At 67.2% G+C, this 23,999-nt stretch carries 19 protein-coding genes and 2 pseudogenes; 9 read left to right on the top strand and 12 right to left on the bottom strand.

Annotated features, from left to right (window positions below; genetic code table 11):
- Window positions 1–218: 218 nt before the first annotated feature.
- Together FDZ84_RS16360 and FDZ84_RS16355 are read left to right on the top strand one after the other, a co-directional pair.
- Window positions 219–1,145 carry an SGNH/GDSL hydrolase family protein gene (locus FDZ84_RS16360; RefSeq protein ID WP_168586620.1) on the top strand — a complete coding sequence of 309 codons (927 nt, stop codon included), beginning with the start codon at window positions 219–221 and terminating at the stop codon, window positions 1,143–1,145.
- Window positions 1,146–1,317: 172 nt separating this feature from the next.
- Window positions 1,318–2,538 (top strand): acetyl-CoA C-acetyltransferase, encoded by a 1,221-nt coding sequence (locus FDZ84_RS16355; RefSeq protein ID WP_168586619.1) that lies wholly within the window; start codon window positions 1,318–1,320, stop codon window positions 2,536–2,538.
- A gap of 258 nt (window positions 2,539–2,796) precedes the next feature.
- On the opposite strand, the gene FDZ84_RS16350 is transcribed toward FDZ84_RS16355, so the two are convergent.
- From FDZ84_RS16350 to FDZ84_RS16320, 7 genes are all read right to left on the bottom strand, one after another.
- Window positions 2,797–3,585 carry a Bax inhibitor-1/YccA family protein gene (locus FDZ84_RS16350; protein ID WP_168586618.1) on the bottom strand — a complete coding sequence of 263 codons (789 nt, stop codon included), beginning with the start codon at window positions 3,583–3,585 and terminating at the stop codon, window positions 2,797–2,799.
- 260 nt (window positions 3,586–3,845) lie between these two features.
- Window positions 3,846–4,127 carry a hypothetical protein gene (locus FDZ84_RS40680; RefSeq protein WP_210435590.1) on the bottom strand — a complete coding sequence of 94 codons (282 nt, stop codon included), beginning with the start codon at window positions 4,125–4,127 and terminating at the stop codon, window positions 3,846–3,848.
- Between the two features lie 13 nt (window positions 4,128–4,140).
- Complete coding sequence (gene yidC / locus FDZ84_RS16340) at window positions 4,141–5,175, bottom strand: membrane protein insertase YidC (protein ID WP_168586617.1); 1,035 nt, start codon at window positions 5,173–5,175, stop codon at window positions 4,141–4,143.
- A gap of 190 nt (window positions 5,176–5,365) precedes the next feature.
- Window positions 5,366–5,554, bottom strand: a complete 189-nt coding sequence (locus FDZ84_RS16335; protein WP_168586616.1) for a hypothetical protein — start codon at window positions 5,552–5,554, stop codon at window positions 5,366–5,368.
- A 51-nt stretch (window positions 5,555–5,605) separates the two neighbouring features.
- Window positions 5,606–6,340, bottom strand: a complete 735-nt coding sequence (locus FDZ84_RS38930; protein WP_246869043.1) for a hypothetical protein — start codon at window positions 6,338–6,340, stop codon at window positions 5,606–5,608.
- Window positions 6,307–6,801, bottom strand: coding sequence for a hypothetical protein (locus FDZ84_RS16325; protein WP_168586615.1), 495 nt, complete (start codon window positions 6,799–6,801; stop codon window positions 6,307–6,309). Before FDZ84_RS16325 ends, FDZ84_RS38930 begins: the two co-directional genes overlap by 34 nt.
- A gap of 216 nt (window positions 6,802–7,017) precedes the next feature.
- Window positions 7,018–12,900 (bottom strand): DUF4011 domain-containing protein, encoded by a 5,883-nt coding sequence (locus tag FDZ84_RS16320; RefSeq protein WP_168586614.1) that lies wholly within the window; start codon window positions 12,898–12,900, stop codon window positions 7,018–7,020.
- Between the two features lie 254 nt (window positions 12,901–13,154).
- Here FDZ84_RS16320 and FDZ84_RS40010 point away from each other — a divergent pair, with 254 nt between their 5' ends.
- From FDZ84_RS40010 to FDZ84_RS40670, 7 genes and pseudogenes are all read left to right on the top strand, one after another.
- Complete coding sequence (locus FDZ84_RS40010) at window positions 13,155–13,283, top strand: hypothetical protein (protein WP_256413690.1); 129 nt, start codon at window positions 13,155–13,157, stop codon at window positions 13,281–13,283.
- Between the two features lie 126 nt (window positions 13,284–13,409).
- Window positions 13,410–14,804 (top strand): phenylacetate--CoA ligase family protein, encoded by a 1,395-nt coding sequence (locus FDZ84_RS16315; RefSeq protein WP_168586613.1) that lies wholly within the window; start codon window positions 13,410–13,412, stop codon window positions 14,802–14,804.
- A 399-nt stretch (window positions 14,805–15,203) separates the two neighbouring features.
- A pseudogene (locus FDZ84_RS40675) lies at window positions 15,204–16,075 on the top strand (DUF5753 domain-containing protein).
- 20 nt (window positions 16,076–16,095) lie between these two features.
- Window positions 16,096–16,308 (top strand): DUF397 domain-containing protein, encoded by a 213-nt coding sequence (locus FDZ84_RS16305; protein WP_168586612.1) that lies wholly within the window; start codon window positions 16,096–16,098, stop codon window positions 16,306–16,308.
- Between the two features lie 507 nt (window positions 16,309–16,815).
- Entirely contained in the window at window positions 16,816–17,763 is a 948-nt protein-coding gene (locus FDZ84_RS16300) for a plasmid pRiA4b ORF-3 family protein (protein WP_246869042.1), read from the top strand.
- Window positions 17,764–18,000: 237 nt separating this feature from the next.
- Window positions 18,001–18,273 (top strand): helix-turn-helix domain-containing protein, encoded by a 273-nt coding sequence (locus FDZ84_RS38920; RefSeq protein WP_246869041.1) that lies wholly within the window; start codon window positions 18,001–18,003, stop codon window positions 18,271–18,273.
- A 1-nt stretch (window position 18,274) separates the two neighbouring features.
- Window positions 18,275–18,658, top strand: a pseudogene (locus FDZ84_RS40670) (hypothetical protein); the annotation flags it as partial.
- 114 nt (window positions 18,659–18,772) lie between these two features.
- Here FDZ84_RS40670 and FDZ84_RS16285 read toward each other — a convergent pair.
- The 5 genes from FDZ84_RS16285 to FDZ84_RS16265 all read right to left on the bottom strand — a co-directional run bounded on the left by FDZ84_RS16285 (window position 18,773) and on the right by FDZ84_RS16265 (window position 23,872).
- Window positions 18,773–19,540 (bottom strand): SDR family NAD(P)-dependent oxidoreductase, encoded by a 768-nt coding sequence (locus FDZ84_RS16285; RefSeq protein WP_168586611.1) that lies wholly within the window; start codon window positions 19,538–19,540, stop codon window positions 18,773–18,775.
- A 151-nt stretch (window positions 19,541–19,691) separates the two neighbouring features.
- On the bottom strand, window positions 19,692–20,645 hold the full coding sequence (locus tag FDZ84_RS16280) for a terpene synthase (RefSeq protein WP_168586610.1): 954 nt from the start codon (window positions 20,643–20,645) through the stop codon (window positions 19,692–19,694).
- Window positions 20,646–20,674: 29 nt separating this feature from the next.
- Window positions 20,675–21,913 carry a cytochrome P450 gene (locus FDZ84_RS16275; RefSeq protein WP_168586609.1) on the bottom strand — a complete coding sequence of 413 codons (1,239 nt, stop codon included), beginning with the start codon at window positions 21,911–21,913 and terminating at the stop codon, window positions 20,675–20,677.
- Between the two features lie 105 nt (window positions 21,914–22,018).
- Window positions 22,019–22,966, bottom strand: coding sequence for a UbiA family prenyltransferase (locus FDZ84_RS16270; RefSeq protein ID WP_168586608.1), 948 nt, complete (start codon window positions 22,964–22,966; stop codon window positions 22,019–22,021).
- Between the two features lie 702 nt (window positions 22,967–23,668).
- A complete protein-coding gene (locus FDZ84_RS16265) occupies window positions 23,669–23,872 on the bottom strand; it encodes a hypothetical protein (protein WP_168586607.1) in 204 nt (67 codons plus the stop codon).
- Window positions 23,873–23,999 lie beyond the last annotated feature (127 nt).

The following is a 23,999-nucleotide window of genomic DNA, read 5'->3' as shown; positions in this document are numbered from 1 at the left end:
TGCTCGCCGGGTGTGTGACGTCGAGCCTAATCGGCTGGTCACCGGCTAACTCAAGGGACCTGGAACGCGACATATGGTCAAGGGAACGATTTCGGTCCGCGCCGCGTCTTGCCTAGTGACGGGGGTGAACGCCCGCACGGACCCCGGGTGGTGTGAATATTTCCCGTCCCCGTGGTGCGGCCGCCGACCCGGCCGCAGGACTGGTGAGGGAGGGCCGAATGATCGCGGCGAAGGCGTTCCGGCTCGCACTGCTGGCGGCGGGCACCGCCGGCGGACTTTCCGGCGCGGCGTACGGGCTGCTCAACGGGCAGTCCCGATACGCACGGCGGGTGATCGGCCCACCGGCCAACGATCCCGTGCGCGCCGACGGCATTCACCTGCCCAGCGGCGTCGGCCCGGTGCCGCGCCGAGAGCTGTCCGACGACGTCGAACCGCTGGAGCTCGCCGTGCTGGGCGACTCCGCCGCGGCCGGGCTCGGCGTCGACTTCCCGGCCGACTTGCCCGGGGTGCGCCTGGCCCGTGGCCTCGCCGAGGAGCTCGGCAGGCCGGTCGCGCTGACCACGCGCGCGATCGTCGGCACCACCTCGCAGGAACTGGCAGCGCAGGTGGACGCCGCGCTGATCCGCCCGCCGGAGCTGGTGATGATCATCATCGGGGCCAACGATGTTACCTCGCGGCTGCCGGTGTCGGCCTGCGCGGAACTGCTCGGCGACGCGGTGCGGCGGCTGGTCGACGCGGGTGTCGCGGTGGTCGTCGGCACCTGCCCGGATCTGGGCGCCATCCGGCCGATCCCGCAGCCGCTGCGCTCCGTCGCGCGACACTGGAGCCTCGCGCTCGGTCGCGCGCAGCGGCGCGTGGTGGAGGCGTCCGGCGGGCGCGCGGTGCCGCTGGCGGACCTGCTGTCGCCGGAGTTCCTGGCACGGCCGGGCGAGTTCTTCAGCCCGGACCGGTTCCACCCGTCGGCGGCGGGCTACGAGGCGGCGGCGACGATCCTGCTCCCGGCGATGTGCGCAGCCCTCGGCGAGTGGGAGGGCGGCCCGCTGCCACCCGCCCCGACCAGGTCGAAGGCGGCCGAGGCACGCCGTCCGACCAGCCGGATCGTGGCCCGGCTCAACCAGCGGCTGCACCGCCGCGCGGACTCCTGACCTCACCCGAAGCGACGTACTGACCGGTCGGTTTGCCTCTTGTCCGGTGACCGCCCGCACCGCCAGGATGGGGGCACCGGCCTTAAAGTGACCGATCGGTAGGTCATGTCGCCCTGAGGCGGTCGCGAGCGCGGCGTCCCGCCCGCCCGCGACCGCGGACAAAGGAGTTCCCATGCCCGAAGCAGTCATCGTCGCCACCGCGCGATCCCCCATCGGCCGAGCCGGCAAGGGGTCGCTGAAGGACCTCCGGCCCGACGACCTCACCGCGCAGATCATCCGCGCCGCGCTGGACAAGGTGCCCGAGCTGGACCCGGCCGACATCGACGACCTGATGCTGGGCTGCGGGCTGCCCGGCGGCGAGCAGGGCTACAACATGGCACGCGTGGTCGCCGTGCTGCTCGGCTACGACCAGCTGCCCGGCACCACCGTCACCCGCTACTGCTCGTCGAGCCTGCAGACCACGCGGATGGCCCTGCACGCGATCAAGGCCGGCGAGGGCGACGTGTTCATCAGCGCCGGGGTCGAGATGGTGTCCCGGTTCGCCAAGGGCAGCTCCGACTCGCTCGAGGACACGAAGAACCCGCTGTTCGCCGACGCGCAGGCGCGCACCCAGCAGACCGCCGAGCAGGGCGCGGACTCCTGGACCGACCCGCGCACCTTCGACGAGATCCCGGACGTCTACATCCCGATGGGGCAGACTGCCGAGAACCTCGCCCGGCTCAAGGGCGTCAGCCGCGACGAGATGGACGACTTCGGCGTCCGCTCGCAGAACCTGGCCGAGAAGGCGATCGCCAACGGCTTCTGGAGCCGCGAGATCACCCCGGTCGCCACCCCCGGCGGCAAGGTCGTCGACGCCGACGACGGGCCGCGCGCGGGCGTGACCAAGGAGGGCGTCTCCGGACTCAAGCCGGTGTTCCGCCCCGACGGCCGGATCACCGCGGGCAACTGCTGCCCGCTCAACGACGGCGCCGCCGCCCTGGTGATCATGAGCGACACCAAGGCCAACCAGCTCGGCCTGACCCCGCTGGCGCGGGTCGTGTCGACCGGCGTTTCCGGCCTGTCGCCGGAGATCATGGGTCTCGGCCCGGTGGAGGCGTCCAAGCAGGCCCTGAAGCGGGCCGGACTGGGCATTGACGACATCGACCTGGTGGAGATCAACGAGGCGTTCGCCGCCCAGGTGATCCCGTCCTACCAGGACCTGGGCATCCCGCTGGAGAAGCTGAACGTCAACGGCGGCGCGATCGCGGTGGGGCACCCGTTCGGCATGACCGGCGCCCGGATCACGACGACGCTGATCAACTCGCTGCAGTGGCACGACAAGCAGTTCGGCCTGGAGACCATGTGCGTCGGCGGAGGGCAAGGCATGGCAATGGTCCTGGAACGCCTCAGCTGATCTCGTTTCAGTTCCAGACTCGTTCTTTGGGCGGCTAAGCAGCTGCGCCGCTTGCGACGGCTTGGGCACGTCTCTGGCGACTCGTCGCGGTGGCGGCTTACCGCCGGAAGCGGCTTCGCCGCGTGCCTTGACGCCATCCGGTCCGCCTGCCGGGTCACCGCCAATCTGCACCACGAAGACCGGGAAGCCAGGCACGAAACGGGGCACCACCGTCCGCCGTGGACGATGGTGCCCCGTTCTCAGGTCAGGAGCCTGGGATCAGTCGCTGCTCTGGAAGTAGGAGATCAGGCGGAGGATCTCCAGGTAGAGCCAGACCAGGGTGGTCATCAGACCGAAGGCGATGTACCAGGCGAACTTGGCGTCCACGCCGCCCTTGATCGCCTTGTCTGCGGCGTCGAAGTCGAGCAGGAAGCTGAACGCCGCGATCCCGATGCACAGCAGGCTGAACGCGATGGCGAGCCCGCCGCCGTCGCGCAGCCCCAGACCGCCGGGGGTGAAGAAGCTGGCGATCAGGTTGACCACCATCAGCACCGCGGCACCGGCCACCGCACCGATGATCCACTTGGTCAGCTTCGGGGTGACGCGGATCGCACCCGTCTTGTAGACCACCAGCATGGCCGCGAAGACACCGATGGTGCCCGCGATGGCCTGGATGATGATCCCCGGCGAGAACCACGCGCCGAACACGTAGCTGATCCCGCCGAGGAACACGCCCTCGACGGCCGAATAGGCGATGACCAGCGCCGGGCTCACCTTCTTCTTGAAGATGATGACCAGCGAGATCACCAGGCCGACGATCGCAGCCGGCAGCGCCAGCGCGACGGCCGGCGGCCCGACCAGGTAGGTCAGCGTGCCGGTGATCACCGCCAGGCCGAGGGTGATCGCGGTCTTGGTGACCACGTCGTCGATCGTCATCGGTCGCACGGTCTGCGGCGGCACGACCGGCGCTTGGCCGAAGGGCGCGGTTTGCCCCTGACCGTAGTTGAAGTTCGCGTAACCGCCGGTCGTCGGCAGGTTGCGGAACGCTGGGTTGCTCGTTGTGCGCAACTCATCCTCCTGGGGCGTGCTTGCGCCGTCACTCGGAACAACGATCGGGGGCGTTGACCGGTTCCCGTTTCGGTAAAGCTGACTTTACCGTTCTATCTCGCCGGCCCCCACCGCGGTGGAGCACTACTCGATATCGATTTCGCGAACAGTCACGATCACCTGGCCTTACCAGCCGCTCACCGGCAGGCTCAACGGGTGATCGAAGCGAACGATGCGTGCGCGATCTTAGGCGTTGCGTAACCGTAACCGAGAAGGTCCATCTAATGGCCTCGTGAGATCTGCCGGCCCGGGCCCGCGAGCCGTTCGGCCAGGGCGGTGCGCACCGGCTGGTGCAGGTGACCTGCGGCGGTCGCCACATGGGCGGCGACCTCGGCTACGACGAGAAACCGCACGTCGTCGCCACCCCGCCGTAAGCCGCAGCCGAACACGCGAAAGGGCCGGTGGGAGTTTCCCTCCCGCCGACCCTCCGCCACTTCTTCCGAATCACGGAACCCGAGTTCCGTTGACGCAATTTCAATGGAAATCAGACCTTCGATTTCCATTGAAATTGCGGACTCAGCGGCGCTTCTTGCCCTTCTTCGACGCCGCCTGCTTGCCCGGCCGGTTCTTCGGCTGGTTCTTCTTGCCGGCCGGACGCTGGCCGTTGCTGCTGCTCTTGGTCGCCTGCTGGCCGCCCGCTGTCGCGGCGGCAGGTTCCGCCTCCGACTCCCCGTCGGCCGCCTTGGCCTCCGGGCGCACCGGCTTCTGGCCCGGCTTCGGCCGCGGCGCGGACTTCTTGGCCTCGATCTCCTTTGCCTTCTCCCGCTCCTGCTCGCGGTCGATCTTCTTGGTGAGGAAGTGCTGCTGGCCCAGCGTCCAGACGTTGTTGGCCAGCCAGTACAGCAGCACCGCGATCGGCAGGAACCAGCCGGAGATGATCGCGCCGACCGGCGCGATGTACATCATGAACTTGGCCATCATGGCCGACTGCGGGTTGGCCATCGCGGCGTCGGTCTGCTTCTTGACCGAGAGCCGCATGGTGAAGAAGGTGGCCACCGAGGCGATGAGCATCAGCGGGATGCCGACGATCATCATGGACGTCCGGTCGGTGCCGAACAGCGCGAGCTGGTCCGCGGGCTGGGTGATCCAGTTCGACAGCTTGGCGCCGAAGATGTTGGCGTTGACGAACGACTCGACGCCGGCCCGGTCGAAGACGAAGTTGCTCTGCGCGGTCGGCGTGAAGTTCCGCAGGACGTGGAACAGGCTCAGGAACACCGGGATCTGCAGCAGCGCGGGCAGGCAGCCGCCGAGCGGGTTCACCCCGTGCTCGGACTGCAACTTCTGCATCTCCTGCGCCATGCGCTGGCGATCGCCCTTGTATTTCTCGCGCAGCTTCTGGATCTGCGGCGCGAACTTCGCCATCTTGCGCCCCGCGCGCAGCTGGCTGATCGCCGGTTTCAGCAGCACCACGCGCAGCGAGAACACCAGGAAGAACACCGAAAGCGCCCAGGCGAAGCCGTTGTCCGGCCCGAGCACGGCACCGAAGACCTTGTGCCAGAACCACAAGATCGCCGACACCGGGTAGAGAATGAAGGAGAAGAAACTTTCCACTCAAGCCACTCCTGGTCATCGCCCGGCTATCCGGCGCAACCGGGGCGTACATGCGAAGCCGTACCCGTCGCGAAATGCAGGAACAGCCATACCAAGGGTGCCATGCCCAGCCATCGCCCGGCCGTCGCCCCTGGAAATGTGGCGCGGCTCAAGCCGCCCGCGCGCCGGGCTCGACCCCCGTTTCACCTGCTCACCCGGTCAGGCGTGGCCAGCGACCAACCGAGGCTGCCGTCCGGGTCGAACCGCCGCTTCGCGCCGCCGACAGCCCCCTGCTCCGGTCGTCCGGCATCGTGTTGGCGGCGACCATGCCGCCGGCCGACGGGCTCGAACCGACCTCGGCCGGCGGTTGCAGCGGATGCTCCGCCAACCGCTCGTTCACCTCGTCCAGCTGCCACCCGGCCGTGTTGCCCGAAGGTGCCCTTCACCGCCTTTACCGCTTCAAGGCGCGGGCAATGATCCGGCCCGCGAACAGGTAGATCAGCGCCGCGAGGCCGTAGTTCAGGATCACGCCTATCGTGGCGTCGCCCGGGGTGAACACGTCGCCGAGCCCGAGCACGAAGAACTTCGCGGTCCCGTAGGTGAATGCGACGAAGTCGTTTGCCTGGTTGGCCCCGGTCACCACGAATACGATGTGCAGCACGAAGACCAGTGAGATCAGCGCCGTCAGCACCTGGATGAGGCGACCGATCGTGTCGGCGCTGGGGCCCCGGAACCGATCGCCCCGGCTCCGGCGGTCGTCATAGTCCCGCTCCGCATACCGGCGGTCGTCGTAGTCGCAATCCCGGTGCCGGTCCGGGTACGGGTCCCGGTCGCGGTAGCGATCCCGCTCCCGGTAGCCGTCGTCGTACGGATCGTCCCGGTACCGGTCGTCATAGGGCTCGGGATCCCGGTAGCGGTCCTGGTACGAGTCGCGGTAGCGATCGTCGTACGGATCGTCGCGGTAGCGGTCCGCGTCCTGGTCGCGGAAGGGCTCGGGCTGCTCGACGTCCGGGCGCCGCTGGACGCGCGTCGCCGGGTACTGGTTGGCGAGAGGCTGCTGAGCCGGGTGCTGTCCGACCGGCGTCGACTGGCCCATCGGCGTGGTCCCGGCCGGTGCGCCACCTTGCTGGAAGCCCTGCGGGCCGCCAGGCATCATCGGCGACCCCGGTTGCCCGGGTTGCTGCATTCCCTGCTGCCCCAGTTGCCCCGGCCCTTGCTGGCCAGGCGGACCGGGCTGCGGGGAACCTGGCGGACCGCCTTGCGGCGGGCCCGGGGGTACGCCCAGCTGTCCCGGCGACGGACCTTGCTGACCACCATGCGGACCGGGCGGCGGCGTGCCCGGCTGGCCCGGCGGCGGCGGTCCGGGGCAGCCCGGCGGCGTGCCCGGCTGGCCGCCCATCGGCGGGCCCTGCTGTCCTCCCGGTCGAGGGCCGGGTGGCATCGGCTGGCCCGGTTCCTGGTGAGGAGGACCGGGTTGTCCCGGCGGCAGGCCGCCCTGCGGTGGCGGCCCTGGTGGAATCTGCGGTCCTCCCGGCGCCGGTCCTCCCGGCGGCGGGCCGCCTGGCGGTGGGCCGGGTGGCGGTGGGCCGGGTGGCGGTCCCGGTCGGTCGGGCCCTGCTTGTCCGGGGCCCGACCGACCCGGGTCACCGGCTCGGGGATCTACACGCTCATAGGCCATGGCCGCGCATTGTCCCGGGGTTTCGCCCCGGGGCGAAACCCCCTCCGCGCCTGCGCGCCCGATGACACGCACCACAGCCACCCTGAACAGGCAAAACTTGAACTGGCTCGGCAATCTGGCGCAAGGTTGTTCCCGGGACGCTGGTCGTTTCCCGGCCAGAGCGGAAACTGCTGGCCAGGAGAAGTTCACGCGGGAGGCTTCGGCAGGCGTCCTTCGGTGACTCCCCAAGCCAGCGCCTCCCCCAGGACGTGCTCCATCGCCTCAGTGGTCTTGCCGTAGCCCAGCAGTTCTCGCGCCGTCCGATAGAGCTGCTTGGTGTCGTTGGCAGATCCGGTGTCGAGAGCGTGGCGCATCGCGTTGACGATCTCCTCTGGTGCGATTTCGTTGAACTTCCGGCCGTTCTGCTTGGAGTTGCGCCGGAAGCCGCGCCAGGTCGCCGAATCGCAGTGGTCGGGCCAGACGAACCTGGTGTTGAAACGACCAGTGACGCGGTACCGATCCGGTAGAAACCGCTGCATCAAATGACTGCGGTCAGCACGTAGTCTCTGCAGTTCAAAGCACTTGCCGACCAGCCTCATCAGTCGGTCGATCTCGATCGGTCCCTCGCACGCGATCACCTTGTCCATGCATTCCTGCACCAGCAGTTGCACGGATTTGTCGTGCGCCAAATCGTCAAGCTGCTCGCGGGTACCGACCGAAGTCGGTTCGAATGGAACGAATTCCTCGACCGCCGTGCCGGGACTGGGTTCGGTGGCGTCGGGAGTCGTCACAGCGTCGCGCAGTACCGGTCGATCCGCTTCGACCTCTATGATCGGTACAGCCTCAACAGTCGGCTCTATAACTGGTTCCTCGGTCTGAGTGGGCCATTGCATGTCCAGCACCGGGGAGTCCTCGACCGGCGCTGGCTCAGGCGGCACCGACGAGGCGGCCACGGCCTGATCGATCTGGTCGAGAACGCCGTCCCGATCGGTCATCCACTGCGGCAACCAGACCCGCACCACTTCGGACCAGTTCATCACGTCAGTGAGCAGTCGCGGTGCTGCGTCGCGGTCGGCCAACGCCGGGCGTGCGGCCCACTCCGGGCTGTCGAGCAGGACCGCCACCTGCCAGCTCCGCTGGCCAGGCGAGCGCACCGCGATGTCCACCGTGAAGTGCGACAGCCCGTAATGTGCTTCCACCTCGTGACCGCGGGCCCGGATGGCGGCGGCGATCTCCTCGGTGATCCGGTCGAGGTTCGCGCGACCCGAGCGGCCGGTGAGATCGCCGGAAGTGTGCAAGCCCCGGGCTGCTACCTCCAGGTAGGCGCGCAGGTGGTGGATACCTGCGGCCTTGGTGGCCGTGAGGTCGATGTGCTCCGGGTCGAACGAGCTGAACACGATCACCTGCGTGCGTGCCCTGGTCACCGCGACGTTGAGGCGCCGCTCGCCGCCGGTGTTGATCAGCGGACCGAGCTGCAACCGGACTCGACCGGTCTTGGGGTCGGGGGAGAACGCCAGCGAGAACAGAATCACGTCCCGTTCGTCACCCTGCACGTTCTCCAGGTTCTTGACGAACAGCTCCTCGTTGCCGCCGCGGGATAGCGCCTGCTGGATTCGCACGTCATCGCTGCCCTCCAGCAGGTTCAGGACCAGGTCCCGCTGCTGGATGTTGAACGTGACGACCCCGATCGACCGGTCGGCGGTGCGCGGGTCGGCGAGGATCCGGGAGATCTCCGCAACGATCGCCCTGGCCTCGATGACGTTGGTCCGGCTACCGCCCGACTCGAAGTGCCCGTCCACCCGCCGCCAGACGATCCCCACGGACTCGTCCCCGCCCGGCGCGGGCAGGCTGGCAAGTTTGCCGTCGTAATAATGCCGGTTGGAGAAGGCGATGAGCGACTCGTCGGTGCTGCGGTAGTGCCAGGTCAGCAACTCCCGGGGCAACCCGGACTCGATGCACTCGGAGAGGATGCTGTCGAGGTCCTCCGGCACTGTGGGATCTGCCGACTCCTCGGCATTGCTGGCCTGCATGACGCTGGTGGGCGGCATCTGCTTGGAGTCACCGACCACGACGACCGACTTCCCGCGCCCCATCGCACCGATGGCCTGCGCAACGCGGATCTGCGAAGCCTCGTCGAACACGACTATGTCGAAGTCGATGTCCCCTGGCTCCAGGAAAGCTGCCACCGACGCCGGGCTCATCAGCAGGCACGGGGTCAACCGGCTGATGACATCGAAGTACTGGACGACGGCTTCCCGGAACGAAAGCCGATCATTGCGGGCGGCCAAGCGCCGCAGCAGCTCTCCAACGCGATCCCGGAACGCAAGATCCCGCTGCGATGCGTTGACGAGCCTGGCAGCGATCTGCTGGGGAAGGCGATCGCGGATCTCGTCGCCGAGTTCGAGGTAGTCGGCTACCTGCTGCTGGTGGGTCTCCGCGTCGAAGTACTCCAGCTCGCTGGTGTGCAGACGTTCGGCAACTGCGGACGCAGCGATGCCGCGGAGGACTGCCATCTCGATCTCCGCGGACGGGACTTCGCCGGCGAGGATCCGAGCGCGGAATTCGGACAGCCCGGCGTCCTTGAGCACATCGGTGTGCGCGAGTACAACGCCCCACCGCTGAATCGCGACCAGGCCGCCGCCAAGTTCGGAAACCCAGCCGTGGCCGTCACGCTCCCAGGAAGCCGCCCAGCCGGAATCCGTCGCCCAGCGGGAGAATTCCTCGTCGGTGGTGTTGAGCAGCTGCATCCAGCGCTGCCAAGCGCCGATGAATCGCGCCAACTCCTCGGCCGGGACGTGCGCGCCGAGCCTACTCAGTGCCTCCCACACTCCTGGAAGTCGGTGACGGGCCTCTCGCGACACCTGCAGTGCGCGGTGTTCAGACTGCACCGCTGCCGCTGCGTCAGGGCGGGTCGGCAACCACGACGGCGGCAACAACAGCCCAGTTACCGCACGGGTGTTGTGTGCGACTTCAGCTGCGGCCTGCCTCGCTTGAGCCGCGACTTGAAGTTTCGCGAGAACGGTCGCTTCGTCGAGCTCCGCGTGCGGAGCCAGGTGTCCCCGCAGGGCATCGACCAAGGCCACGCGGCGCTTCTTCTTGCCGAAAAGCCCGCGATCAGCTTCCGCGGCCTGGGCTTGGAGGCCGTCGAAGGCGGGATGCACGAAAAACTCCGGCCGGAACGTCGCGAGTGCTTCCCGGTGCTGCTGCTGGAAAAGGCTGATCGCCCGCACCGCACCCTGCACGACGCCGTCCCATCCGGGTTGCGCGGCCGCCGCGGTCCGGCCGGCGTCCGGGAGCCTTCCTGCCCTGGCGAGCCGGGCTGCCTCGATAACCTGCCCTAGCTGCAGCGGATTCGGCAGCGCACTGATCTGGTGCCGCAACGTCTCCGGTAGCCGTGCGAAACACTGCCGCACGTCCTCAAGCTCCCGTGCGGCGGCAAGGACAGCCTGAGCGTCCGATCCCGCCACGTCGCGACGCCCGCTGATCGCCCACGGGTGCTGCGGCCTCAGCCGCGCGGAGCGCGTTGCACCGGGCAGGTCGCGCGCGGCGGCCTCAACAGCCCGGCGCTGCTGCTCGGGAAGCGAGAAGTAGCTCGGCGGAACGTACGCCGCGGGGCCATCCTCGTGCGCCAACTTCGCCTGATAACCGGACCATACCGAGAATCCAGCGCCGTTGGTGTCGTGCAGCTGCTCGGGGTACTGCTGCAACGCGGTGGCCTTGGACCGGAACTTGGCGGTCAGCGCGCTCCACTCGTGGGGATCTGCCGGTACCTGCCGCTCTTTCGCGGCCTTGAGCTGCTGGTGGATGCTGCGCTGGGACTGTTTGCGGCCGTGCACGTCCAGGCAGAAGGTGTCGAGTCGGAGTGCGGCGAGCCGCCGCTTTACCACGTCCAGCGCGGCTTGTTTCTCGGCGACGAACAGCACTGTCTTGCCAGCGGCCATGGCATGGGCGATCAGGTTAGTGATCGTCTGGGACTTCCCGGTGCCGGGCGGTCCTTCCAGCACGAAGGAGTGGCCTTGCTCGGCGAGTGCGACAGCCCGCAGTTGCGAGCCGTCCGCAGCGATCGGCAGGAAGAGCTCGGTCTCGTCGATGTCCACCACGGCTGGCGTGGCAGCACCCATCGGCCGACCAGGGTTCTCCACCAGGTGCCGAACCACCGGGTTCCGCATGAAAGTCTCCCAGTGCTGCGTCAGATCACGCCACATCTGGAACGTGGAGAACTCCAGCAGCCGCAGGCTCGCCGTCTCGTCAATCCGGAAGTTGAGGTTGTTGTCGACGAGGCCCTGCCGTATCGCGCGCAGCGATGCGCCGATGTCGATGCCGGCTTCGTCGAGGATCGGGTTTTGCAGCACGGGAATCTCGACACCGTGCTTCTGCCGCAGCCACTGCACCAGGCAGTGGTTAGGCGCTGCGATTTCGTCACCGTCGACGACCAGCGTGTAGGGCCGGCGTCCGGTGCCGCCCTCGATGCGCACCGGTAGCACGAACAGCGGTGCGTGCGCCTCACCGCTCGGAGTTGGGTGCACCATCGAACCGAGGGTGAGGTACAGGTAGTTGCTGCCGGTTTCCTGCTCCACGGTCCGCGCCGCGCGCTGCAACTCCCGCATGCGGTCGACGTAGCGCGCCTGGGTCACCGAGGCGTAGACGCGGCAATCGGCGACGAGTTCGTTTGCCACGATCTCGTCCGGGAGCTCCTGCGCGCGCCGCACACCCTGCAGCTCCTGTACACCGCCGAGGATGTCTTGCGCCACGATGTCGAGTGGCTTTCCCGTGTGCACCAAATCATCAAGGTCTTTGAGCGACCCGGCAGGTACGTGCAGGTCCAATCCTTTGCCGCGCTTGGGGAGCTTTAGCAGAGGGTTGCGCAGGCTCAGATCGAGCAATGCACGCCGCCAAGCTCCGATCCGCGGTGGGGTATCGCTGGTGGTGGCCTGCTGTTCGAGGTTTTCCTCATCATTTAGCGCACCACTGGCGATCAGCTCGTCCGGAAGGGCGAGACGGCTCTGCCCCGCTGCTGCCGGCGCCTCCTGGGCGACCTCCGGGGCCACGGGATCCGCCGAAGGCATCGGCCGGATGTCACAGCGGTGCGCGAGATGAACGTCGACCATGCCGTGGAGGTCGCGCGGACCACGCAGGTGGGCGCGGCCCAGCCGAACTGCCTCGGCGAAGTCAACGGAGTCCGCACCGGGGCCGATCCCGGTGAGCTCGACGGCGACCGCCTTCGCGGATTCGACCACGTTGATCATCTGAGCCGGTTCCAGGGATACGCTCTCCGGTAGCCGTTCCTCGTTGAGGAAGAACCCGGCGAACGCATGCCCCCGCACGATCCAGATCAACGGGTGCAGCCCAGCTGCTTCCAGACAGGCCGCGTAGGTGACCGACAGGTCGATGCAGTTGCCCACGCGGTCGCGCAGCACCTCAGCAGTGGTGCGGACCTTCTGCCCGGTGTCTTCGAAGGATGCCGGCATCCCGACGTAGGTGATCGCGTGCTCGCGCAGCGCCTCGTAGATGGCGGCACCGATCTGCACCGCGCGCTTCGGACCGGCCTGGTAGCCCTGCAGCGAGCTGGAACCGGTCTCTCGCTGGAGCAGCGCTCCAGCTGCCCGCAGCACCTGCTGCACCGCGGCGGTGTTGGGCTGCACGAAAGCGGAAATCGACTCGTAGAGCGCCGGAGCGCTCAGCCACTCGTTGTGGGCGAGCACCCTTGACGGAACCGACAGTTCGAGGTCAGCCCCATCCCCGATTCGCACGGCGACGCGATAGGTGACTGGAAACGCTTCGTCGGCGCTCTTCAACGCCGATGCGTCCGGGGCGAACTCGCGGAAGTCGTCCCAGCTCACCACGCCATCAGCGGGCACGGTCACCGCAGCTCGGGTCCACGGCTCGGCGAGCGGTCCGTCCGGCCCGGTGAGCTCCAGCATGACTTCGACCTGTTCGATCGCGACGTCGCCGCGGTTCTCGACCCGGAGATGGTGCACCACCGGAACCCTGTTGTGCACCAACGCGTAGTACATCGCGGGAGGGTGCAACAGCTCGACCCGCAACCGCTCGTTCTCACCGCTGGACGAGTGGAAGACCGAATGGCTCATTGCGCTCGCAATCGGAATAGGCAACGTACTCCCCCAGATGGCAGCACGTCGACATGACTGAACATTAGTTCGGCAAGCCGGACACACCCGTTACCAACCGCGCCGGAAGCCACGTCCCGGCGCGGCCAAAGACATGGTTGAAAAGCAGCAGCGCCCCGGAGAGCTCGTGACGGCAAGTCAGACAAGTTGACCCCAACTCCGTAGGAGCTCAGCGGCCTGGCAACGGTGGTGCCGTCCCGCCTAAGTAAATCCAAGTGTCGATCATCGCGCGGACCAGCCACGCGCGAGACGCCGACCGCACCCGCCACGTCGTCAGCCACGTCGTCAGCCACGTCGTAGTGCCGGGCACCCCCGGCGCGACCGCCGCCGGAGAAGGCGACTGACCGCGAACTCCCTGGCCGAAATCGAGCGCGTCGGCGCGGGTGGCCGGTCTGCGTGGTCGTGGAAGACTCGGAAGCAGGAACACGAGGAGGCTGGCGCGCGGCCTCCCCGGGCCCCGGAGGATGCGGATGTCCGATTCGGCCGGCACCGACCGAATGAGCGTCGCGAAGGCGACGTACGGGCGCCTGCGCGCCGGCCATCTCAGTGCGGTGCAAGCGGCGCTAGAGGACCACGTCGCACGCCTGGATTGGCCCCGGGAACGGATTGACCGCTACCGCGACCAGCGGCTGCGTGCTCTGCTCGCATATGCGCGCGAGCGTTCGCCCTTTCACGCGGCCCGGATGCGTGGCCTCGATCTTTCCTCGGTCACGGTGGCAGACCTGGCGAGGCTTCCGGTGATGACCAAGCGGGAGGCGCAGGAGGAGTGGGACGCCATCGTGACGGTTCCCGACCTCGACCGGGCAGCAGCCGAGCGCATCCTCGCCGGACAACCGTGGTTCTCGTACGCACCGGGCGGTCAGCAGATCTTCAGTTCCGGCGGGTCGACCGGCGTACGAGGCGTGTACGCGTGGGATTGGGAACTGTTCGTAACGCTGGCTTGTCTCGCCTGGCGGATGCAGGCGCGAGAGGAGCGGCGTGGGCCGCGGCGCCCAGCCCGGCTCGCGGTGTTGGAGGCAGGGGTGCCACCGCACGCCAGCACGCCGCTGTTCGACGTACCGAGCGCAGCGGGCATGGAGACGGTCGTGATCCCGGCCAGCGAGCCGTTCGACGAGGTCCTCGCAGCGGTGGCGGCTGCCCGCCCCACCCATCTCGTCGGGTACGCGACGGTGATCGGGCGGCTTGCCCGCGCCGCCTTGGCAGGAGCGCTGGAGATCCGCCCCGTGCGGGTGAGCACGAACTCCGAGCCCCTGTTCGACGAGGATCGACGGGCGATCCGCGACGCCTGGAACGTGCCGGTCCACAACCTCTGGGGCTCGACCGAGATCGGTGTGCAGGCGGTCGGGTGCGGACGCGCTGAGGGACTGCACGTGTGCGAGGACGAGGTCGTGCTGGAACGGGTCGACGAGGACGGAACGCCGGTCGCCCCGGACGAGCCCGCCGCGCGAACGCTCGCCACCGGACTCGCCAATCGGACGTTCCCGTTCATCCGCTACGACCTCGGGGACGAGATCACACCCCTGCCCGGCAGGTGCGAATGCGGAAGTTCGTTCGTGCGGCTGGCAGATATCGCCGGACGGCACGACGATGACTTCCACTACCCGGCGTGCACGGTGCCGGCGAGCGTCTTCCGCCACGTCCTCGGCACGGATCCGCACATCGCCGAATACCAGGTCCGCCAGACTCCGGCCGGAGCCGATATCCTCGCCGTCGGCTCGCCCGACGCGGCCAAGCTGACCGCATCGGTCGCGGCCGCGCTGAGTCGCCACGGCCTGCCGAACCCGGAGGTCCGACTCCAGAAGGTCGACCGGCTCCCCCGCCACGAATCGACCGGAAAGCTACGACGATTCATCGCCATGCGATAAGCAACGCATTCACCCGCACACGTACCCATCGCAAGTCCGTGCTCAAGCCGCTGGGCTGCCTTCGCTAGCGCTGGCGAAAAGCGCCACCCGCTCCGGAGTGCTGAAAACTCTGACGCATCGCTCACCATCGTCGAGCTCGGCCACGAACACCCCAGTCCACTCGGGACGCTGCACGTAGCCCACTACATCCTCCGGGACTTGCGAAACGGCCGTGGCGTCTGGATTCGGCAAACTCTGGAAGGCAGTCGGAACAGGCGGGCCGGTGGCCGGGCGTGGGAGGGGGAAGACGCCCGGCCACCGGGTGGGCCGGTGCAGTGGTCGGGGAGGCAGCTGCACCGGCCCGGCTCGGGGGCTGGCTAGGGAGCTGGCTCGGGGGCTGGCTAGGGCTCAAATACGCAAGTGGTGTCGACCGGTGGGCTCACCATCAGGGTCTTAGTCGGGGAACTGCGGTCCAGAGGGCCAAGACGGCCGCACTATTGCCCGGTCCTGCTCGTCTTTGCGTTCGGCTTCGACCTGGGCGATGAGATCCCAGACGTTGTAGGCGCCCGCCCCTGCCCCGCGTGCTGCGCGCGAGTGAGCAGCGCCGGCCCGGCCGAGGTTCTCGCGCTGGCAGCAGTCTATGGCGTTCCCGACGCGGAACGAGACCAGTATGTCGCGCTTGCCTTGCAAGCCAGGCAGAAGGGCTGGTGGCAGCGGTACGGACAGGACACGCTGGCGTCGAACTTCGAGGAGTACGTCGGACTGGAGTCCGAGGCCGCCGAAGTGCGCGAGTTCGCGGCTGAGCTGATTCCAGGGTTGTTGCAGACCGAGCGTTACGCCACCGAACTCATCCAGGCGTGGATACCGCAAGCTGATGAGGTCGTCATGAAGGAGCGTGCCGATCTTCGCGCACAGCGGCAGGCACGGCTGCACGAGACAAACCCGCTCACGTTGGGAACCGTCATCCACGAGTCGGCACTGCGACAACTCGTCGGCGGCCCCGAGGTCATGCGTGAACAGCTCAAACACCTCGTGGCCAGCGCCAAGCTCCCCAACGTGACCCTTCAGGTACGGGGGCGATACCCGCGCTTGGTGCACCGTTCATCCTGCTGTCCTTCCCCGACCAGGAAGATCCGGACGTCGCGTTCGCGGAACACCTCACGAGCAGCGTCTATATGGAGGATCCAGCCGAAGTTGAGATCTATACCCCGAACTACAGCGCCTTGCGGTCCAAGGCGCTGAGCCAGAAGGAATCGATCACCGTCCTGAACCGGCTCGCTCGGGAGTTGTAAGCACGGCAAGGGAGCGCGGCATGTTAACTTCGGTCTTCGCCCAGGCGCACTGGCGGAAGAGTAGCCATAGTCACGGCGGCGGGGGTGCCTGCGTCATGGTGGCTTACCTACCGGGCGCTGCTGGTGTAAAGGACAGCAAGCTCGGATCCGCCAGCCCAGTTCTCCCCTTCGCGTCCTCGGCATGGTCGGCGTTTCTACGCGACGTGAAGACCGGGAAGCACGACGTGCGCTGACTGAGCATGGCAAGAGCTCAGCCTAATCGTGATCGTTCGGAGCTCTTGGTTTGAGTGTGATACCGGACTGCTTGCGGCCGTGCACATCCATGCAGGACATGTCGAGTTCGAGCACTCGCTACCTCTGATGGCCGCGATCCCGTGCAGCACTCGCCGAATCCGCGCAGCGGCAGTCGCCGGCAAGGCCATATGCGCCGAACTGGCGTGGGGACAGTGCTGTCACAGACAGTGCGTCTGGCCGCTTGGTCGGTGGCCGCCGGGGCGCTCTATCCTCGCCCGGTGGGCAGTGACGATCTAGTTGATGATCTTGCTCGTTCGGTGCGCGAGTGTGATGCGTTTCGGGACGCGGTTGTCCTGGCGGGTTGGGTTGGCACGGGCCGGGCGGTGACGGCCAACCATGTGCTGCGGCGGGCGGACGTGCCGGCGGCAGGCCGTGCGCTGGGCATCGAGTTGCCGGAGTCTGTGCGCAGCGCGGCGGACGTGCCCGCGCTGCACTGGCGATGGACGGTGGCGCTCGGCGCGGGACTGATTTCCATCGAGGGCGGTCGAGCCGTGGCGGCGCCGGCCCTGGCGGGCTGGCAGTCCGCCAGCCCCGACGAGCTGCTCGAGCTCTGGGCCCGATGTTTCGCGGCCGCCCTGACCGGCCTGTTCGACGGTGAGGAGGCATCGGAAGAACTGGAGATCGGCAGGCTCGCCCTGACCGTCTTGGCTGGCAAACCGGTGCCGACCCGCGCCGAACTGGCGAGAGCGATCAGTCACGTCATCATACATGCGGGGTACGAGTTGTACCAGACCTTCACTCGGGGGTTCGGCGTGCGCGATCCGGCGGAGGTGACGTTGGAGTTGCTGGCCGCCTTCGGCGCCATCACCGACGCGCCGGTGCGGCGGATCACTCCTCTTGGCCGCTGGGCCCTGTCGATGATCGGCACCCGAGGCGTGTCGTTGCTCGGCTCGTCCGACGACGCGAAAGAAGACGGGACGTACCAGGTCAAGATCGTTCTGCAGCATGTGCGGCCGGCGTGCTGGCGCCGTGTGCTCATGCCGGCATCCGCCACGTTGGGCGATTTGCACGAGGTCATTCAGATCGCCTTCGCCTGGGACGGCGACCATCTCCACGGGTTCACCGTCGGACGGCGTCAGTACGGCGACCCGAACTTCGACTTCGACTTCGACGAACATGGGATCACCCTGGCCGCCGCGTTCGCCCGTGCCCGCAAGCCCATCACCTACACCTATGACTTCGGTGACGACTGGCGGCACGAGATCACCCTGGAGGAGGTCGTCGAGCCGACACCAGCCGCCACCCTTCCGATCTGCGTGGGCGGCCGTGGTGACGCACCGGTTGAGGACTGTGTCGATGATGAGCTCGCGTGGATCGCCTTTGACAAGGCCGGAATCAACACCCGCCTCGCCCAGCTAGGCAGCGGAGCAGGAGGCCGAAGCACGACTTCGTGACGACATCGAAGTCATACTCACCGACGCCTACGGCGAAGCCGAACAGATGGCCGCGTTCCAGACCGTGCTGGCCGAGGAGATCGACTTCCCGGTTCCGTGCTCGAACGGGCGCTCGGTGCCTCGTCACCTGATCGGGAGGTCGCTACGCTCGCGGGTATCTCTTCGGGAGGTATGCCCCCGGTCGACGGGCCGGGGGTTTCGCGAGCAGGCGCCCCTTCCGCGAAGAGGTGATCCGTTGTGACGGACGAGCTTGCAGGCAGGACGATCGGCGAACGCATTCAGATCATCCGGGAACGACGCGGCAAGTCGCGGCCGGTTGTGGCCGGCCTCGTTGGCCGGTCGGCCGAGTGGCTCAAGGCGGTCGAGAAGGGCGGGCTTCATCCGCCCCGCTGGGAGAAGCTCGTGCAGCTTGCCGACGCGCTCGGTGTGCAGGACTTGAGCGAACTGACTGGCGAGAAGCCGTCGACGACGATGGTCGGCCGGGGTTCGCAGAGGTGGTTCCGGCCATAAGATGAGCGTCGACAAGCACACGCCGCGCTGTCGGCTGCCTATGCTCTGGCGGAGCAGGCGCTCGCGTGGGTGTCGGATTGGGCGTTGCTGTGGTTGTCGGCCGACCGCTGCATGGCCTCGGCTGAACAAGCCGATGACCCTGCCGCGCTGGCTGGTGCGGCGTGGGTGGTCGGCAATGTGTGGCGAGCGACCGGCCGTGAAGATGATGCCTACCGCTTGGTCAGAACATCTACGTCGACTACACCTCTGGTGCGAAATCCTCCCGGCCGCAGTAGGACGTGGTGAACAAGGTGCTGCGCGCCGGGGACGTGCTCGTGTGCACCCGCCTGACCGGGTCGGACGCTCAACCGCGCATCTGGTCTCACTCCTGGACGAGTTCCGGCACCGCGACGTCGCGTTCCGGTTCCTGGAGCAGGGAATCGACACCACCACCGCCGAAGGCCGGGGCGGGTCAGTCCGAGTGCTGCCCACTGGCGTGGCGCCGGTATTGGTGGGGATTTCAGCAAGCCGTCCAGGCGCCGTCGACGGGCAGAATCGCGCCGGTGACGAAGGAGGACTGGTCCGAGCAGAGCCATGCGGCGGCTTGCGCTATCTCCTCTGGTTGGGCCGCCCGTTTGACGGGTTGGTGGTCGAGGAGTTGCTCCTCGACCACCCAGCCCTTCTTGATGGCTTGGTCGTACATCTCGGTGCGGGTGACTCCAGGGCAGATGGCGTTCACACGGATTCCGGTAGTGGCCACTTCCAGCGCCGCGTCGCGGGTCAGGCCGACGACTCCGTGTTTGGACGCGGTGTAGGCGGGCAGTCCAACATTTACGCCGACCAGGCCGGCGACGGAAGCCACGTTCACAATCGCGCCGTGCCCCTGGTCGAGCATGTGGGCGAGCTCGTACTTGAGGCAGAGCCAGACGCCTTTGAGGTTGACGGCGAGTACGCGGTCGAAGTTCTCTTCAGTGCATTGGTGGGTTGGAGCATAGTCCCCGTCGATGCCGGCGTTGTTGAACGCGCAGTCCAGGGCCCCGAAGTGAGAGACAGCCGCAGCAACCATAGCCGATACGTCGTCCGCCCGCGACACGTCGGCCTGGATGAACAAGGTCTTCGCCCCATCGCGCTGGAGGCGATCGGCGACGGCACGTCCTGCTTCATCGTTGATGTCCGCCAGGGCGAGGCGAGCGCCCATGTTTGCGAAGAACGTGGCGGTGGCGGCTCCGATTCCTGAGCCGGCTCCGGTGATCAGGGCCACTTTTCCGGTGAGCGGGGTCTCGGTCATTGAGTACCATCCTTGGTTTCGTACCACGAAGGTCATGTGCTCACGTGCTTAGATTCGGGAGGGCTTGTCCGGCACCTGCTCCGCCGTCGTGGCCACCGTGATGCGTAAAGGCAGCCCCAAATCCGGCATTCACTGCGGCAGGTGGCTGCCCTCACCCGGTGATGTGGGCCTCGGCTGTCACCGCGTCGTACGACCAGAACTCTCCGCCGGCTGCGTAGAAGCCGGTGATGTAGTCCGCTTGGCGCTGTAGATACTGCACGTTGTGCGGGCAGGTAGCGCCCAGGTGCGCCAGTGGCTGCTGAATGCTTCTGGAGAGATGGCCGATGGTCTGCTCGACCTCCGGCCGATCGGCTAGCATCAGCGCGTTGAGGTCGTGCCAGTCCACATCGCGTTGATAGGTACCCAGGTCGTTGCGCAGCCGCATGATTTGTTGGGTTACGCGGCTGATGTGCAGGAGCTCGTCCAGGTGCGCAAGCGTGGCGCGGTGACCGTTGTGGATCCAGTGGGTGAGGTTGATCCAGACGGTGCCGTAGTTGTCGGCGTTGTCGAGATAGTCGGACAGGCTGGGCCTGGTGGCTCCCGAGGCGCCTGCCGCGGCGGTCTTCCACCTCCATTCCTGGGCCATCGCCGCAAGCATGCGTTGCAGCTCCGCCAACCACAGTCCTTCCAGTGCGGGGAACGCGTCGGCGGTGCGCAGGTCGTTGCGGAGCGCCGAGAGGAATCGCGCCCCCGGATGTTCGTGCGGATCGGCTGTCCCGCCTGCGGCGCTCAGGCATGCGGCGATGAGCTGGTCCACTTCGGTCTGCTCGGTGGCACGGTGGTCGATCAGCAGGTCGATGGCAAAGACCCATGACGCGGCGCGATTGAGCAGGCGCAATTCGGCGCTGGTGCTCCAGGGCGAGATGAACGCGTTGGTGACCGCGATGCCCGAGTAGACCTGTGGGCCGATCGGGGGGTCCGGAAAGAAGGCCGCGTACTCGGTGGCGGTTGCGGCGGCGTGCAGGTCGATCTGTGCGCGGAGTGCCAGTGCACAGATCCGGCCTGCCTCAGCAGCATCGGCTGCCGCCCGACTGGTTATTGGTGCGGGCACGAAACGTTCATGCATTGCTGCCTCCCTGATTCCAGTGGGCGTGGCTACCAGGTGACGGGCAGCTCGATGATGTCCGGCGAGAGTGCTTGCTGGTCCAGCTGTACCTCTGCTTCGGGGAGGGCAAGCCGCAATCCCGGCAGCCGTTCGGCCAGTGCGGCAAAGGCGACTTCGAGTTCCATTCGGGCCAGGGATGACCCGAAACAGTAATTGTTGCCCAAGCCGAAGGAGAGATGCGGCGTGGTGCCGCGGTCCAGGCGGATGTGATCGGGGTCGGTGAAGTGCTGCGGGTCTCGGTTTGCCGCTTCCAGGGAGGCGATGACGATGCTGCCTTTGGGGATGGTCCCGCAGGGAAACTCTGCGTCGTCGGTGGCCAGTCGGGGCAGTGTCGCGGGGATGGGCGTGGACAGGCGGATCAGCTCTTCCGTCACGGGCTTGGTGAGGTGGGGATGGCGGCCCAGCGCGGAGAAGATCTCGGGCTGACGCAGGAGAAGAATGGCGCTCTTGCCGATCGCGGCGTGCACCGCGTGCATGCTGGCCATGCAGATGCGTACGCAGAGCGCGATGATCCTGGAAGGCTCCAAAGCGAGTTGCGGCGAGAGTTGTCCGGTGGCCATGGAGCTCATCAGGTCGTCGGCCGGGCTGTTCCGCTTGGTCTCAAAGAGGTCGCGGAAGTAGGCGAACAGTTCGGACCCGGCGGTTTCGGACTGTGTGGACGGAGTGCTGGGTGTGGCCAGCGGAATTTGAGCATCCACCCAGGCCCGGTCCGATGCCGGGATTCCCATAATTTCGCCGATGACGGTTTCGGCCAGCGGCTTGGCCACATGCTTGATCAGGTCCGCGGGCGGCTGCTGCGCGAGCAGCTCGTCGAGGAGCGTGTCAGTCAACTTCCGGGTGCGCGGGCGAAGATGATCGACATGCTTCGCATGGAATGAGCTGCCGGTCTGCCGGTAGGGCAGGCCGTGCCCGTATTCGCTGGGCGGCACGATGCTGGTCGGCTCGTAGGGGATGATTTCGGTATCGGAGGGCTTGGAGAGTGCTTCCCGGCTCAGCCGATGATCCGTCAGGACCGCCTTCGTGTCCTCCCAGCGTGTCACCAGGAGCGCGGGGGTCCCTGTCGGTAGCCGGACCGGGACGAGCGGATGGTCTTCCCTCAGGTGGGCGAGGATCGGCGGGGGATCCACAACATGCCGCGCTTGAAAGGGAAACCCGAGGGGTTTGCCTTCTCGGAGGGAAGCTGTGGTCTCGTCGGTGTGCAGCGTTTCTTCGTCTGGCGGCTCGGTCAAGGAAGGAACCTCGCTCTCGGGTATGAGGAATGCGGCGTCGCTGATGCCGTGGGATCTCTTCGGCGCGTGTATGTGCCTGGCGGTCGATGAGGTGCGGGTGACCGGTCAGAGCGCGACTGCGGCGGAGGCGACCACGAGGATGTACCAGTACTCGAAGAAGCGATAGGTGCGGTGATCGTGAGCCGCACCGTGTCGGCGGGCGACGCGCCAGGCAATGGTCCAGCACAGCGCGGCGGTTGCCGCCTCGGCCAGCCAGGCCGGCAGGTCGCCTCCTGATGCCCGGATCAGGAAGAAGTGGTCGATCAGCGGTAGCAGGACGAAACCCGCGAGCAGAAACCTCCGCGCGAAGGTCTCGCCGAAGACGGTGGGGAAGGTCGCCCGCCGACTAGCCTTGTCTCCACGGATGTCCCGAAGATCCTGGACCGGGATCAAGAAGAAGATCGGGATGGCCAGGGCCCAGATCCACCGCCAGGTGTCCGCGGTGAGCGGCGCCACCATCTGCCAGGCCGGGCCGAGCATCAACGGCACACCGCTGGCGATGACGAAGTCCTTCACCACCCAATTGCGCGCACCGCCTGCCACGTTGTGCAGCAACGTCAGCGCCTGCCAGATCAACGCCCACGGCCACACTCCCAAGAGGACACCGACCACGAGGAATGCGATGTTGGCCACGATGGCTCGGACGACCGTACCCCGAGCGGCGGCCGCACCCGAGACCAGCGGCCGGAACGGTTTGTTGAGACGGTCCTCGTTCCTGCCGGCGAGCTGGTTGGTCAGACAGAATGTATAGAGGTAGAGCCAGAAGTAGACCAGCGAGCCCGCGGCGGTCAAGGCAAAGTCGCCCGGAGAAAGCCGGTAGTTGTAGCTCACCGCAATGGTGAACAGGATGCCGGGATAGAACCCGACCGGGTCATTTTCGATGAACTTCCAGCTCAGCCGCAGCTCTTTGGCGAGCCGACGAGGCAGCTCGACAGCGGACGCCGTGCAACGCTGCAGCGTGCCGGCGGAGGATTCAGGACGGGACACGCCAGTATCGGTGTGCTGGGCAACCATGGTTTGCTCTCCTTCACTCACCACGGTGGTTTCGACACAACCCCGACTCAGCCCGCCGCTCCCGGTACATCCGCCGCACATCATCTGTGACACCCCTCGTCGAGGCGGCAGCGCGTGGCCGGAGCCACCGCGCGTCACAAGCGATCCGGGCGCACGTCCGGACGGCAGCGAACGGGCCACGAGTGGGTTGAGAGGCGGTAGTGCGCAGGCGCACACGGCGGCGGCAGTGTCGTCTGTTGCAGGCGGAAGTCCGGGGTCTTGGGGCGCCATGCCCGCAAGGGCTGCCAGGTTGACGAGCAGGTCCGAGGTCCCTGGGGACACAGCATGGGGCAGGTCCGTACCAGCGAACGAGCACGGCGGCCCGGCCCATGCGAAGGGCCGCCGACAGGAGGCGATTTCCCGGCGTGTTCATGCCGTCCTCCGGGTAGCGATGTCCGCCAAGCGGCGCAGGTGCGGCACGGCTTGCGGGGCAAAAGGGGTGGTGTCCAGGAGTCTCATCACGTTGGTGCGGCGCTGGGTGATGAGGTCCTCGACCTGCGTGTGGACCCCGGGTGACGGTGAGGATGCTGCGAATCTGGGCGGCTTCGGCCTCGGACAGGTCGGGCCGGCCGAGCAGGCCGCGCAGCAGCTCCTTGTGGTGGGGCGCCGCGTCGCGCAGGGCAAGGGCGATCGTGGAGCCGGTGCAGCGCCGTCGGCGGCGTGTCAGCCCAGGACACCCAGCACCGGCCTCAGCCGCTTGCCGCCGGCGGCAAGGAAATCACACAGGACATAGACGACCTCGGTCGGCATACGACCATCGGCACCGGTGCGGGCCTTGTGCTCAAGGAACTCCTCCAGCACCGCCTCGACTTGCCGACACAGGTCCGGCACGTCGAGGCGCACTTCAGTCACGGGCACGGCGGTCACGATCACCCTCCTGGTTAGGCAGGGACAGGCTCACGGCATCGCCGTCACTCCGAGCACTGCCACACCTACTGGATCAATCATCCCAGCTTAAGAGGGCATCTCACCTTCTTACCACCGAACCGTTACC

The organism is Saccharopolyspora sp. ASAGF58 (assembly GCF_012277335.1).
GTDB classification, from domain to species: domain Bacteria; phylum Actinomycetota; class Actinomycetes; order Mycobacteriales; family Pseudonocardiaceae; genus Saccharopolyspora; species Saccharopolyspora hattusasensis.
Note: the sequence above shows the minus strand (reverse complement) of the source record. Positions and strands in the feature narration are given on the sequence as shown.